Genomic DNA, 15,262 nt, shown 5'->3' with positions numbered 1-15,262 from the left:
CACAATTTGCGAAGCAAATTGATGTAGGACTTACTTCTTTGCAAAGCAAAGAAGATCTAAAGGAAGCTAATTGCTATATGAGTAGATTAAATTAAAAATCGAAAGTATATTAGTAGGGTAAAAAAGTTTAAAGGTTCAAAAAATATGGTGATGATTGCATGAGAGATACACCTGTTTCCATACCGAACACAGAAGTTAAGCCTCATAACGCCGATGGTACTGCCTGGGCAACTGGGTGGTAGAGTAGGAAGTCGCCAAACTAACAAAGATCTACAATTGTAGGTCTTTTTTAGTGCTTCTAATAATCCTTAAACTATGATAGTAGAGTCTGGTCCTCTGGATTATGGACAGAAAGTCGCCAAACAAAAAACAAGCCCGTCGGCTCATGGAGACAAGCCTGTCCGGCTCGTGTCTATGCCTAACCCCATTTGTGAAGCAAATGGTTGGTAGGCTTGATGCGTAGAAGAGGACCCTCTATGCAAAGCCCTAACCCCATACCCCGAATGGGGGATGGTAGGTAGGACTGGTGCAGAGGCAAAATGGTCGAGCGAAACGAGAAATCTAGTCCGTCGCCTTTTAGAGACCCCATCCGGCTCCTGGAGGACACTCAGAAATGAGTCTTTTTTTGTACAAAAAATATATAAATATCAAATTAAAATAACCCTCAAACTATGATAGTATAAGCTAGTCACATGGGTTATAAAACTTAAATTTACAGGTCCTTTATATAATTAAATCTACCTATATTGATAAAATTCGTAATATAACATTGCTTTTTTAGCTTTATATTCCCAAAAAGTCAATTTTTCTCAATGATTTTTTTAAAATTTATGTTTAGAAATAAAAAGCCGGGGTATATTATTAATAACAAGATAGATAAACTATCCTGGCTCCTCCGGTACAGGTAGTTTAAAAAAATTGAATAGGATGATTTATAATATTTTGATCTGAGACTTACTAGTAGAGAAGTTTTAAATATGTGCCCTTACAGTAGTGATATATGAGTAAAGAAGAGTATGTTGAGTAAGATTTCATAGAAAAAGTGGTGGAAGATAAGTGTAAAAGTAGAGCCATCTGACATTTTTCTATTTTATATAGATAGGATTAGATAAAAATGTAAATCAAATTGTTGTTTGTTAGTAGAATATTAGAAGACATGGTACAAGTAAATTTCGTTTAAATAAGAATTAAAGGAAGGATGATAGAGAGTGATTGAACCTAAATCAGAATCCTGTACTGGAGGAGTTAAATAATCGACTTTGGAGTGTAAAGAAATTTCAAGGTCGATTTTTTTGTGTCTATTTTTTATTTAAACTTAAATTTTTTCGTTTATTATAGTTTTAAGGATAAGTACATTTTTAAAATCATTATGAACGCCTTATATTGGATGAGTAGATTTATAATATTTTTATTTATCAAAATTTTACACTTCCTGTGTTAGACTAGATTAGTAGGAGGATTTATGAATAAAACTATTAACAAATTACAAATTATATTTTTCTGTCTACTTCTTTTAGGAGCTGTAATTTTCTTGAGCCTGAAATCTTTTGGACATTCTAGAGGATATGAGCTTGATTTAGTACTAGGTAGAAATAATCTGACTAATACTGCTAGCAATAGACAGCTTGCCTATTGGAAAATTGATGATAAAAATATGGGACCTTGGGATACCATGCGTCTTGCCAAGGATTGTGACAAGATGACGATAGATCAGATAAATAAAAAGATGGGTAAAGTTGCTAAATATTCTGAAAAGTCCAAATTATATCTTGATGGCAGGGAATATGATGAAATTAGTGATGAAATGTTTGAAAAGAACAAGGATAAAATTAAGGATGTGATTAAGATTAAAAAACTTGAACCGGGAGCTTATCTAATAAAAGAAACGGACGAGTCTTTTAAAGTTAGCAAGGCTAAGGATAAGCTTACAACTAGGATTGAGTATGTGGGCCAGGAATCTGCACGAGATGGGGTGTTAGAGTTAGAAGCTGATTAGAATAAAACATCCCCCACAAAAAAATTAAAACTTATTTTTCAACAATAAAGAGGTCGTTTTAAATGACTTCTTTTTTGTTGTGGATTATTTTTATGTTCTAAACTGGATGAAAAAATCCTCATTACTATTGCAAATGATTTGCAGTAGGTGTATGATAATTACTATCGCAAACCACTTGCATATAGGAGGATATATGAAAAAGAATTTTAAAAATTTATTTGTTATATTTCTTCTTGCCCTAGTTTGTATGACTTCTTGCGGCAAGGAAGAGAAAAATATTGAAAATACAGCTACTGAAGAGAAAAGTGCTGAAGGAAAAAAGACTATTTATGCTAGCTTTTTCCCTGTTGCTGAATTTGTAAAGATGATAGCTGGGGATAAGTTTGAAGTAAAAACTATTATTCAGACTAATGAGGAGCCTCATTCTTTTGAGCTTACTAGCCAAGCTATGAAGGACCTTGATGGGGCTGATCTTATTGCTTATAATGGTGTCGGAATGGAATCTTTTATTGATGATTTGAAGGCAAATATCAAGGATGACGATAAGTTTTTGGACCTTTCTGCAGGTCTTAACTTGCTTGATTCATCTAAGGAAGGCTCCGATATGACTTCGATTAATCCTCACACATGGCTTTCTATCAAAAATGCCAAGGTAATGGTAGATAATATTTATAGGAAGTTATCAGCCATGGATCCTGATAATGAAGCCTATTATAAGGAGAATCTGGATAAGGCCCTTGCCAAGTTTGATGAACTTGATAAGAAATTTGAAGATGAGCTTTCTAAGGTTAAATCTAAAGATAAATATTTTGTAGTCTCCCATGCTGCCTTCAATTATCTAGCTGATGATTATGGATTAAAACAAGTGGCTGTCACTGGGATTTCTCCAGAAGAAGAGCCATCAGCCAAGGACCTTAAGACCATTGCTGATTTTGTGAAGGAGAAAAATATCAAGACAATCTTTTTTGAGGGCAAGGCTACACCAAAGGTTGCAGAAACTTTAGCAAAAAATACAGGCACAAAGACATCTACCCTCTACACCATGGAAAATCTTGACGATGATATGGTATCAAAGGGCTATGTGGGCCTTATGGAAGAAAATCTTAAGGCATTGGTAGATTCTTTCAATGAATAGGACAATTTTAAAGACCGAAAATCTTAGCTTTGCTTATGATAAGGACTTAATCCTAGATGATATCAATTTTGAAGTCAAAGAGGGAGAATTTCTAGCCCTTGTCGGAGCAAATGGTGTCGGTAAGTCGACTCTCCTAAAGTTAATTATGGGAGAATTAAAGGCTAAGGAAGGCCATATAGAAATATTTTCCGATGATATAAGAAAGGATGACCACTACAGGGACTTAGCTTATATTTCTCAAAATGCTGTGGCTTCTTACAGGAATTTCCCAACAACTATTGAAGAAGCTATTAAAATCCACATTTCCTACCTAAAAAAGAAAGTTGATTCCAAGGAATTGATGGAAAAGTTAGGCCTTTGGGATCATAGGAAGAAGGCCCTAAGTGATCTATCAGGTGGCCAAATTCAAAGATTTGCTATAAGTCTTGCCCTGATAAAGGACGCAAGCCTAATCCTCTTAGATGAGCCTACAACAGGAATTGATGAAGAATTTGCCAATGAGTTCTTTAAGGACCTCATAAGTCTTAAGGAAAGTGGCAAGACCATTTTGATCATCACCCACCAGCTAGATATGGCAGGGGCCTATGTAGATTATGCTCTTAGGATTAAGAAGGGAAAAATTGAGAGAATAAGCAAAGATGAGCTTAGTTTGTGAGGGAATATGCCAGATATATTAGAATATGAATTTATGCAAAGGGCCTTCATAGTCGGCGGACTCTTGGCCTTGATTTTGCCTTGTATGGGTCAATTGGTCCTACTTAAGAGGCTATCGATGATTGGAGATACCTTATCCCACTCATCTCTAGCAGGCCTTACCATTGGCCTTGCCTTTGGCTTTAGTCCAATACTTGCGGCAATTATTGCCTGTCTTGTGGCAGGTCTATCTATAGAACTTATTAGAAATAAATTAAAGGCCTACCAGGAAATATCAACGGTAATTATCCTTGCGGCATCAATAGGTCTTGCGGGAATATTTTCATCCATGGTCAAAAATACCAATGCCATCTCATCCTACCTATTTGGATCCATAGTGACTATTTCAGATCAGGAATTTTATTTAGTGATAGGAGTGGCTATTTTTGTAATTATGGCCTATATAAGCTTGTACAAAAGCCTTTATCTTACGATTTTCGACCCCCAGGCGGCCAAAATCATGGGAATTAATGTCAAGCTAGTAAATATATTTATAACCTTTTTAACAGCCATAGCAGTATCAATATCAGCCAAGACAATAGGGTCCTTGATAGTATCATCAATCCTAGTCATACCAAGTATTAGTGCAATGCAATACACTAAGACCTACAAGGCGACCCTGTTACTATCAATAGGATTTTCCATTATTTTTGTATTTTTAGGACTAATAATATCCTATTATCTAGACTTAAAACCAGGGTCTGTAATAGTATTGATATCTGTAGTATGGCTAATTACAAGCCTTTTTATAAAGAAAAAATAAAGGAGAAACAATGAAAAATAAGAAAAATCTAGGAAGATCAGTCCTACTTGCTTGCCTATTTGCGACAAGCCTTAGTGCCTGCTCCCTATTTAATAATAAAGAAGCAAAAACATCTGTTAACAAAGCAATAAAAACAGGTCAGAAAACAAGCTACATCGCCAAAAAATCTACCATCAAAAAGGATAAAACAACAGAAGTTTTAGTAGATGCTGAAATCAAAAAAGAAGACATAGTAAAGGTCGTAAAACATGGCGACCATTGGCATGTCTTCACCAAAGATGGCAGGGAAAAGATAACTTACACCGACCCAAGTCAGATTCAAGATACAGGTAAATTTGAAATGGTAAGTGTAGTAGGCAAAAATCAGCTAAAAAATAAAAATGTAGTAGCAATCAAAAAACACGGTGACCACTACCACGTCTACTTAGCAGATGGGACAGAATACCTAACCTACGAAAACCCATCAGCTCTCTTTCCTAATATAAAAATAGGAACCTATGTAGGCAGTCATGGATCACATAATGCAAATAAAACAAAGACAGAAAAAGTAGCCGAAAATAAAAAAGTAAAAGAAAAATTAGAAAAAGATGATGAAAGAGTCATCAAAATTCTAAAGCACGGTGATCATTATCATATCTACACATCAAAGGGCAACGAATTTGTAACTTACGAAGACCCAAGAAGCCTATATCCAAACGCCTCCTACGGAATTTATGAAGGAAGCCACGGCGATAGAAAGGAAATGATTGCTAAAATTCTCAAAGAAGAGAAGGAAAAGCAAGCTAAAAATAAAGATAAAAAGGAAGAAAAAAGACCTGAAAAACTACAAAAAGATGATAAGTTAATAAAGGTAGAAGATGAGAAAAAAACTCACAACGTAGTAAAAATCTTAAAGCACGGCGACCACTATCATATCTATACAGCTGATGGAGATGAATATATAAGCTACTCTGACCCATCAAGCCTTTATCCAGATATTCCAATAGGCACCTATGAAGGAAGCCATGGAGATAAAAAGGATAATAAAGAAAAAGATAAAAAGCCAAGCGAAGATAAAAAAGAAAATCCTAAAGAAGAGGAAAGTCAAGATAGACCAGAAAATCCAAGAAATGATGAAAAATCAAGGATAGAAAGTCTAAAAATAACCAATATCCTAGGCAAGGAAAAAGTTGACCGCTACGATATAGTAAAAATCCTAAAACACGGTGACCATTACCACATCTACGATTCAAAGGGAAGAGAAGGTGTAACCTATGAGAATCCACAAGATATCTACCCAAAGGCAAACTTTGGTCAATATGAAGGCAGCCACGATAATCAAAAAGAAGATAAAAAAGAATTCACCTGGCCAGAAGGAATTACAAAAATAATCGACCATGGTGATCATTGGCACCTCTACAAGGGCGAAGAAGAAGTAGGAGTAGTAACAGAAAATCCTAAGAGTCATTATCCAGATGCTGAATATATCAATGATTCAAAAGACTATTCCCATGTAGAAGTAAATGATGGAGACCTATTTTCCTATGACAGCATCAAAGGTAAAAAAGTAGCAGGTATAGAAAGAGTATTTGACGATAGGTTTAAACTAATGGAAAGCTACGGACAAATAACCGATGGCAAGGCGGCATTTGGACCAGGTGGCCAATACAAGGGTGGAGATGTATTCTACTGGCTTCACGGAGATCATTATCATTACCTAAGCATAAAAGACCTAGTAAAAATGGAAAAAGCTGGAGAATTAGGCGATTTCACAGCCAAAGATATAGTAGCAACCCTAAAATATAAGATGGAAAATCCAGATGTAGAAATAGGCAAAGAATATGATGATGAAAAATCAGAAATACTAAGATATAATATAAAACAATTCTTAGAAAAAGCATACCCAGAAGCTTCTGTAAATAATATAGAACTAAACTTCTATGTATATGGAACAGAAGATTTAGTCTTCCACATAAGTGACTTTGAAGAAGTAGACGGAAAAATAGTCTACAAAAATGGCAAGCTACCAGAAATGAAAAAAGAAGAAGCTGAAGAAGAAAAATCAGACGAAAAAATTGAAGAAAGTCCTAAAAATAAGGAAGAAAATGAAACAAAGCCTAAAATAGAAAAGAAAGAGATAGACCCAGAGGAGAAAAAGGAAAATCTAGAAAAAGCTCAAGATGGCTATGAAACTAGAGAAGAAGCAGAAAAGGCCGCACAAAAAGCCCTAGAAAGCGACTTTGCAAACAACGCCTACGATCTAATCCAAGGCTCAAATGGCAGATGGTTCTATAACTTAAAAGTAAATTAAAAGCAAGAAAGCACTTAGGATATATAAGCTAAGTGCTTTTTAGATGGGTTTTTAGCGAAAAATCGCACTTAAAAGTATAATTTTAACTAATAAAAATACTGGAGTTTAGGCAAATGGATATTAATTTTAAAAAACAAATACTGAATGATTTTTCAATAAGTCCTGAGGGATTTAAGGATAAAAATAATATTTTTATGGTAAATAAGGCAGATGAAAGTTTTCTTTTCTATAACAAGGCTCCCTTTACTGCGATTTGTACAGGAGGAAAGGTCTTCATGAGATCAGAAAATCCTGCCCTAATAAACAAATTAAAGAAAAAATTTGAACAGTATCCCGGAGCCTGGTTTGCCGAAGCGGACAACATTAGGGTTTTGGATAAAATTTTAGGAGAATTTGGAATAGAAATAGACAATTTTTTCCCTCTGATGACTTTTTCTGATAGATATGTAGAGATTAAAGACTTCGAATTCACAAGGCTAGAAAAAGAAGATATAAAAAACTTTAAAGGCAAGACAAAAATGGCCTTTGCTTTTGATGAAGATGACAGGCTAGGCCTTAGTTTTTATGATGGAAAAGACCTCATAGCTCTAGCAGGAGCCTCAGTTGCTGGAAAATACCTTTGGGATATAGGCCTTGAGAAATTTTCTAAAGAACCTAAATACCAAGGTCTAGGTGCATCCATCTTAAGGAGCCTATCCTTAATAATAAAACAAGAATATGAAGATATAAGCCCAATTACTGCCACACAAATTTCTCACACCAAGTCCATTAATACATCAATAAGAGCTGGATACGAGATAAATCTTTGTATCACTGGCAAGCAAAAATAGACACATATTTACTGGTATTTGGCGTTGACAAAATTTTTGAAAGAGGTAATTTATAAGGGTAAGAAAATTTTTGGAATGTAGCCAAGTTGGTAAGGCACCAGATTCTGACTCTGGAGAGCACAGGTTCGAGTCCTGTCATTCCAGCCAAAAATTACAGAATGGAACGAAAACTCGTCTGCTTTGCAGACTCTTCCGTGCTACTGCACTATGTTTTCGGCGTAAATAGCCGAAATCAACGGCTATTTACGATAGCCAAGTTGGTAAGGCACCAGATTCTGACTCTGGAGAGCATAGGTTCGAGTCCTATTATCCCAGCCACTTAGATTTCTCTTTTTAGGGAAGTCTTTTTTTATGCTTATTTTGATATTTTTAATTTAATAAATAGAAATGTATCAATATACGAGATAGATTTTTAGATGTGATTTTTCGTTATAAAATTTCTACTTTTTTTAAACATTAATTAAATTACTTGACAAAATTGAATAAATGCTATATCATTTAATTAGTAGATGGTAATTACCATTAGGATTTAAAATCGTTTACATACTAGTCTTTAAGGAAGAGATTTAACTAAATTACATTAAGGAGGTGCTATAAACTAGTATTATTAAAGGGTGATATCTAAATATATACATAGAACAGGAAAACCTTATACTTAAATAAATGAAAGGATAGGATTTGAACAGTATCTTAATAAAGTGATTTCTAATTTTATAAAAAATATGATGCAAGCCAATAAAAGTTGGAATACTAGGTATATTTGCTGTTGATCAGGATTTTGTTTATTGTGTAGGTTAGAAAGTCATCTATTTTAGAGAATGATATAAAATATATAAGTGAAATAAATATATTGTGAACAATCAATAATTACGTCTGGTATGAATAATAAACTGAGACTTAATATAAAAACGATTTGTATTAAAAATAGATTTGAAAAAATATAGTAGAAATTACACCTTATTAATAGATTTATAAAAAAATATAACGATAAGTTATATACAAATATTTCTGTTAAGATTATCAGTTGTAAGAAAAAATAAGATCTATAAATCCAAATCTAATTATAAAATATATCAATGATATAAAGATGATTAGTATTTTAGAATGATATTTTTTATAATCTAAATAGAGAATAATGAATCCTAATTGTTAACCGTTACTTAATAAAAATAATGGAGGATAGCATGAATTTACTAAAAAAAATAAGCTTGATTTTAGCGGTTGGTATAGTAGCAACAGGTTGTGGAGGATCTAAATCAAATGATGGAGGATCTAAAGATGCTAACGATGGAAACGTTGTCAGAATTGCTATGTGGAATCCTGATCAGATAGCAATCATGAAAGAAATAGAAAAGAAATATGAAGAAAAAAATCCAGGTGTAGACATTCAAATTGAGGAAACTACATTTAAAGATCACTTCCAAAAGCTAGAAACTCAAGCTCAAGGTGACGTAATGCCAGATCTATTTACAATGAACGGACCAAATTTTATGAAGTTTGTTACTAATGGTGTACTTGAACCTCTAGATGATCATATAGATAAGATGAAGATAAACAAAGATGATTATCCTCAAGGTTTAGTTGACCTATATTCTTATGAAGGCAAACTTTACGGTATACCAAAAGACTGGGATTTAACAGGCTTATTCTATAATAAAGAATTGTTTGACAAAGCAGGTGTGGAATATCCTACTCCAGAATGGACATGGGATGATTTTGCATCAGCAGCTGAAAAGTTAACGGATAAAGAAGCTGGAATTTGGGGTACATCATTTAAGCCTACATGTCAAGAAGGTATATATGATACAATTCCTCAGTCAGGCGGATTTATAATCAATGAGGATAAAACAAAATCAGGATATGATACAGAAGAGGCTGCTAGCGGAGTTGAAAGATGGATAGAATTAGGTGAAAAAGGATATTCTCCTGATTTACAAACTCTAACAGATACTCCTGATAAAGATCTTTTCAAAGCTGGTAAAATTGCAATGATATATGCTGGAAGCTGGAGAGTGCCTGAATTTTTCGGTGATGAAAATATAACTGATAAAGTTGACGTTGAAGTAATGCCTCTAATTAAGGAAAGAGCAGCTACAATTCATGGCTTATCTTATTGTTTAGCTAAAGGTTCTAAAAATAAAGAACAAGCTATAGATTTTCTTGCTTTCCTAGGTTCTAAAGAAGCTAATGAGATATGGGCTGAAAAAGCAACAGTAATACCAGCAAATAACAATGTTCTTGAAACTTGGGAAAAATCTTATCCTGATAAGAATCTAAAAGCATTTACCCAAATGGTTGAGTATTCAGTTCCTTATCCTGTAAGTAGTAATACACCTGTTTGGAACGAACTAGAAAGCAATGCTATAAATGAAATGTACTCATATGAAAGACCAGTGAGAGAAGTACTTAAAGATTTAGCGGATAAGATGAATGAAGCTTTAGCAAAAGAACAAAAATAAAAAGAAAGTGATGTTATATGACTAAAAAACCTGGCAAAAAGAAATATAATGCACAGAAAGTGATGCGGGGATATCTTATGATACTCCCTGTATTACTAGGTTTGCTAGTATTTTTTATAATTCCATTTTTTCAAAATATATTCTATTCCTTCACAGATTTAAATTCCTTTGGTGTTTGGCATCCTATAGGATTTGATAATTATAAAGAGTTATTCAAAGATCCAAATTTCTATGCTGCGCTTAAAAATACTATTAAATATACTATTTTTACAGTTCCACTTACTGTAATTATATCAATGAGTATAGCGAATTTATTAAATAAAAATATAAAGGGTGTAGGAATATATAGAACACTTTATTTCTTGCCAGCGGTTACTATGCCAGCTGCAGTTGCTATGATTTGGAAGTGGATATATAACGGACAATATGGATTACTAAATCAATTGGCTATGATTTTTGGAGGAGAACCAAGGGCGTGGATAGCTGATAATGACACAGCTATGTGGTGTATTATTGTTGTTGGTGTATGGATGGGTCTTGGCATGAATATTGTATATTTTCTTGCTGGAATGCAATCTATACCAAAGCAATATTATGAAGCGGCAACTTTAGATGGTGCGGGCGAAATAAAACAATTTTTCACAATAACTATTCCTCTCATAGCACCTACTTTAGTGTTTGTATTAACCACATCATTGATTGGGTCGTTACAAGTGTTTGATATTGTATTTATGATGATATCAAAAGGATCTCCAGCTTTAAAAAGTACGCAGACAATAGTTTATCTTTTCTATCAGTCCGCAATTGATTTTGGAAGAAAGGGATATGGAGCGGCAGTAGCTACAGTACTTTTTTTAATTATTATTACATTTACATTTTTACAATTGAAAATACAGAGAAAGTGGGTGAATAGTATTGCAAATTAAAGGTTATAAGAAAATTATTTTACACTTCTTGTTAATATTAGGTGTTATATTTACTGTATTCCCATTTTTATGGATGATTCTAACGGCTCTTAAAACTTTAAGTGAGTCTATGGCAATTCCTCCTAAAATTTTCCCGGCAAGTCCACAGTGGTCAAACTTTAAGGAGGCCTTAAATACAATAAATTTTCCTACATTGTTTAAAAACACTGTTATTTATGCGGTAGTAACTACTATTGGACAGGTAACAATGTGTACAATGGCCGGATACTCTTTCGCAAGAATAGAATTTCCATTCAAGAATGCGATATTTGTATTAATAATGTCAGTATTAATGGTACCTACTCAAATATTTTTGGTGCCACAGTTTCAGATTATTAATAAGTTAGGCTTATTGAACACAATAACAGCTTTAATATTACCATCAATGTTTTCTGCCTTTGGTACATTTTTAATGAGACAGTTTTTTAGTCAAATTCCAAAAGAATTGGAAGAAGCTGCACGAATTGATGGATCTGGGCAATTCAAAATATTTAAAGACATTTGTTTGCCAATTGTAAAACCAGGAATAGTGACACTTGTAATAACTTGTTTACTATTCACATGGAATAACTTAATGTGGCCACTAATAGTGAACACTTTACCAGAAAAAATGACGTTATCAGTAGGTTTAGCTAACCTCTCAGCTACTGGTCATTATGCAGTAAATTATCCTGTTTATATGGCAAGTGCGCTTATAGCTATTTGGCCTATGATATTGCTATTTGCAATATTCCAAAAACAATTTATTGAGAGTTTAGCATCAAGTGGAATGAAAGGATAAAAAAGATATGAAAATAGGGGTAATAGGAGCAGGTCATAGAGGAAGAAACGCATATGCGAGACTACTTAGAAATTATGAAGATGTGGAGATAGTATCATTTGTAGATACTGATTTAGAACGACTAAAATCAAGTCAAGATGAATTTGGAATCAATAATGAATATATTTTTGATAAATCTGATGACTTTTTTGAAAAGATGGATGAAGATAAATTTGTAGATACTTTAATAATAGCTACACCGGATAGAGATCATTATGATATTTGTATGAAAGCTTTAGACTACAATCTTGATATTTTATTGGAAAAACCTATAAGTCCAATACCAGACGAGGTAGCTAAAATAGCAAAAAAAGCAAAAGAAGCTAGCAGGGTATTTATGATTTGCCATGTATTGAGATATTCACCATTTTTTGTCAAGATAAAAGAAATTTTAGAAAGCGGTGCAATCGGAAAAGTCATGTCAATCAATCACAATGAAAATATAGGATATTTTCACTTCGCCCATTCATTTGTTAGAGGTAATTGGAGGAATGAAGAACTTTCTTCTCCATTAATTCTTCAAAAATCATGTCATGATATGGATATACTATTATACCTAACTGGAGCAAATCCTCTTACTATATCATCTTTTGGAAAACTTTCATATTTCAAAGAAGAGAACCAACCGACAGGAGCTGCAGATAGGTGTTTAGATTGTAAGTATCAAGATACTTGCATTTTCTCTGTGAAAGATTTTTACACAGGATATCCTGGGGCTGGCTGGAGAAATGTAGTAGATGTATCTATGACAGATTCTGGCTTAGAGAAAGCTTTAAGAGAAGGACCTTATGGTCGTTGTGTGTATAAATGTGATAACAACGTTTGTGATCATCAAGCTATAGCAATAGAATTTGATAATGATATCGAAGCTGTGTTTAATTTGACTGCATTTTCAAACAATGTACACAGAAACATAAAAATTCAAGGAACTGAAGGCGAATTAATTGCTGATGATCATACTCAGAAAATTACTGTCCAAAGATTTAAAGAATATAGAACTACTACATATGATGTGATTACAAATGCTTCTGGTCATGGCGGTGCAGATTATGGAATAATAGATGCATTCGTAAAAGCTATCAGAGGTGATAGTGATAAAGTTAAAACAGGTGCAGATGAATCGGTTATGAGTCATATGATGTGTTTTGCATCAGAAGTTTCTAGAAAAGAAGGTAAGAAAATAAATATAGAAGATTATATTAGAGGTCTGAATGAGTAATATAGTTTTTGAAAATGTAAATAAAATATATGATAATGGATTCCATGCGGTAAAAGATTTTAATTTAGACATACGTAATGGTGAATTTATTGTTTTCGTAGGACCTTCAGGTTGTGGAAAATCAACAACTTTAAGGATGTTGGCTGGTCTAGAAGACATAAGTGATGGAAAGCTTAGTATAGATGGCAAAGTAATAAATGATGTTGATCCGGCAAAAAGAGATATAGCCATGGTTTTTCAAAATTATGCTCTATATCCTCATATGACTGTTTATAAAAATATGGAGTACGCACTTAAAAATCAGAAGATTCCCAAAGAAGAAAGAGATAAAAAAATATTAGCTGCTGCTGAGCTATTACAGATTGAGGAATATCTAGATAGAAAACCAGGACAATTATCAGGTGGACAGAATCAGAGGGTTGCTTTAGGTAGAGCTATTGTAAGGAGTCCAAAAGCTTTCCTTATGGATGAGCCTTTATCCAATCTTGATGCCAAACTAAGGTCGCATATGAGAACTGAGATTAACAAAATTCATAAGCAACTTGAAACAACTTTTGTATATGTAACCCATGATCAAACCGAGGCTATGACTTTAGGAGATAGGATAGTGGTTATGAAAGATGGGATTATTCAACAAATCGATACACCTTCTAATTTATATGAAAATCCAATTAATCTTTTCGTTGCCGGTTTCATTGGAACTCCAAAGATAAATGTTATTATGGCAAAGGTAGTACAAGAAGATAATATTACTTATCTAGAGTTTAAGGATTCTAGGGTAAAAGTAAATAAAAGGATTGAAGAAATAATTGAATCTAATAGTTTAAGTGAAGTTTACATAGCTATTAGGTCTGAGAATCTATTTTTAGAGAAAAAAAATAAAACAAATTCTGTAATACAAGCAGAGGTAGAAATAACGGAGAATTTGGGAAGCGAAACTTTAGTTTATGCAAAAATTGATAAAAGCGAGATAATTATTAAAGATTTTGATAAGAATCAATTTGAACAAAGAACACCAATAAATATCTACTTTGATGTTGATGATTTGTTGCTATTTGATACAAAAACTGAGAAACGATTATATTGATTTAAATTGATTAGGATTATCAAAATGAAATTTAGATTATTATTTAATATCAATGCTTTCACTAAAGGAGAATGAAGATGTTACTTGATAAAACAAAGTTAGAAGAAAGAGATTTTAAAAACACCTATACAGAAATATTTGCTCAAGCAGATACTTGGCTAGAAATATATAGGCTATATGAAGAAAGAAAGGCTGAGATAGAAAATTTTCTAGCAAAGCTTAAGGGAGCTAAGGTAATCTTTACAGGAGCAGGCACCAGCGAATATGTTGGAAATATCGCAACAGACTACCTAAAAAGTCATGGAGACTTTGAATTTGAATCAATAGCCACAACAGATTTAGTATCAGCTCCATACCTTCACTTTAAAAAGGATAGGAAGACCCTCTTAGTATCATTTGCAAGAAGCGGAAACTCCCCAGAATCCTTAGCAGCAGTTAAGCTAGGTAGACAGCTAGTAGATGACTTCTACAACCTACCAATAACCTGTGCAGAAAATGGAAAACTAGCAGCAGGGCTAAAAGAAGATCCAAAATCATATGTATTCTTAAACCCAGAATACACCAACGACAAGGGATTTGCTATGACAAACTCCTTCTCATCAATGCTCCTAGCAAGTCTATTAATCTTTGATACAAAAACACAGAATAAGGCAGAAATAGTAGAAAAACTATCAACAATAGCCAAAGAAATTTATGAAAGAAGTCAAGAAATAGAAGACCTAGTAAACTCTGACTTCGACAGAGTAGTCTATCTGGGATCAGGCCCACTAGGAAAACTAACCAAAGAAGCAAGACTAAAAATTCTAGAACTCACAGCAGGCAAAGTAGCAACAATCTGGGATAGCTCCATGGGCTTTAGACATGGCCCAAAATCCTTCATAAACGAAAAGACCCTAGTCATATCATTTGTATCAGAAAATGAATACACCAAAGCCTACGACATAGACATCCTAGACGAAATAAAATCGGATGGAATTGCTCCTAAAATAATAGGCATAACAAATG

At 33.5% G+C, this 15,262-nt stretch carries 12 protein-coding genes, 1 tRNA gene and 1 rRNA gene; all 14 read left to right on the top strand.

The genetic code is table 11. The features are described from left to right. Window positions 1–143: 143 nt before the first annotated feature. Window positions 144–260 (top strand): 5S ribosomal RNA (rrf, locus tag ACCQ42_RS10105). Between the two features lie 1,202 nt (window positions 261–1,462). Next, the gene (locus tag ACCQ42_RS10100) at window positions 1,463–1,996 is read left to right on the top strand and encodes a hypothetical protein (protein ID WP_410036062.1); all 534 of its coding nucleotides are present in this window, start codon (window positions 1,463–1,465) and stop codon (window positions 1,994–1,996) included. A 193-nt stretch (window positions 1,997–2,189) separates the two neighbouring features. Continuing rightward, window positions 2,190–3,131: a metal ABC transporter substrate-binding protein gene (locus ACCQ42_RS10095; protein ID WP_410036061.1), complete on the top strand. Its 942-nt coding sequence runs from the start codon at window positions 2,190–2,192 to the stop codon at window positions 3,129–3,131. Continuing rightward, window positions 3,124–3,786, top strand: a complete 663-nt coding sequence (locus tag ACCQ42_RS10090; RefSeq protein WP_410036060.1) for a metal ABC transporter ATP-binding protein — start codon at window positions 3,124–3,126, stop codon at window positions 3,784–3,786. The genes ACCQ42_RS10095 and ACCQ42_RS10090 overlap by 8 nt, the downstream gene beginning before the upstream one ends. Before the next feature lie 6 nt (window positions 3,787–3,792). Further along, entirely contained in the window at window positions 3,793–4,587 is a 795-nt protein-coding gene (locus ACCQ42_RS10085; protein WP_410036059.1) for a metal ABC transporter permease, read from the top strand. A 10-nt stretch (window positions 4,588–4,597) separates the two neighbouring features. Then, window positions 4,598–6,877: a DUF5633 domain-containing protein gene (locus tag ACCQ42_RS10080; protein ID WP_410036057.1), complete on the top strand. Its 2,280-nt coding sequence runs from the start codon at window positions 4,598–4,600 to the stop codon at window positions 6,875–6,877. Window positions 6,878–6,990: 113 nt separating this feature from the next. Continuing rightward, window positions 6,991–7,707: a hypothetical protein gene (locus ACCQ42_RS10075; RefSeq protein ID WP_106461194.1), complete on the top strand. Its 717-nt coding sequence runs from the start codon at window positions 6,991–6,993 to the stop codon at window positions 7,705–7,707. Between the two features lie 71 nt (window positions 7,708–7,778). Continuing rightward, window positions 7,779–7,854 (top strand) — tRNA-Gln (locus tag ACCQ42_RS10070). Between the two features lie 1,037 nt (window positions 7,855–8,891). Next, window positions 8,892–10,166 (top strand): ABC transporter substrate-binding protein, encoded by a 1,275-nt coding sequence (locus tag ACCQ42_RS10065; RefSeq protein ID WP_410036056.1) that lies wholly within the window; start codon window positions 8,892–8,894, stop codon window positions 10,164–10,166. Window positions 10,167–10,183: 17 nt separating this feature from the next. Continuing rightward, a complete protein-coding gene (locus ACCQ42_RS10060; protein WP_410036055.1) occupies window positions 10,184–11,092 on the top strand; it encodes a carbohydrate ABC transporter permease in 909 nt (302 codons plus the stop codon). Continuing rightward, window positions 11,082–11,912 carry a carbohydrate ABC transporter permease gene (locus ACCQ42_RS10055; RefSeq protein ID WP_265238505.1) on the top strand — a complete coding sequence of 277 codons (831 nt, stop codon included), beginning with the start codon at window positions 11,082–11,084 and terminating at the stop codon, window positions 11,910–11,912. Before ACCQ42_RS10060 ends, ACCQ42_RS10055 begins: the two co-directional genes overlap by 11 nt. A 7-nt stretch (window positions 11,913–11,919) precedes the next feature. Beyond that, complete coding sequence (locus ACCQ42_RS10050) at window positions 11,920–13,170, top strand: Gfo/Idh/MocA family protein (protein WP_410036054.1); 1,251 nt, start codon at window positions 11,920–11,922, stop codon at window positions 13,168–13,170. Then, window positions 13,163–14,257 (top strand): ABC transporter ATP-binding protein, encoded by a 1,095-nt coding sequence (locus ACCQ42_RS10045; RefSeq protein ID WP_265238501.1) that lies wholly within the window; start codon window positions 13,163–13,165, stop codon window positions 14,255–14,257. Before ACCQ42_RS10050 ends, ACCQ42_RS10045 begins: the two co-directional genes overlap by 8 nt. A 77-nt stretch (window positions 14,258–14,334) precedes the next feature. Further along, window positions 14,335–15,262: AgaS family sugar isomerase (locus ACCQ42_RS10040; protein WP_410036053.1), on the top strand; the 928-nt coding region annotated here is incomplete at its 3' end.

This window comes from Anaerococcus kampingae (genome assembly GCF_046365475.1).
GTDB lineage: Bacteria > Bacillota > Clostridia > Tissierellales > Peptoniphilaceae > Anaerococcus > Anaerococcus kampingae.
Note: the sequence above shows the minus strand (reverse complement) of the source record. Positions and strands in the feature narration are given on the sequence as shown.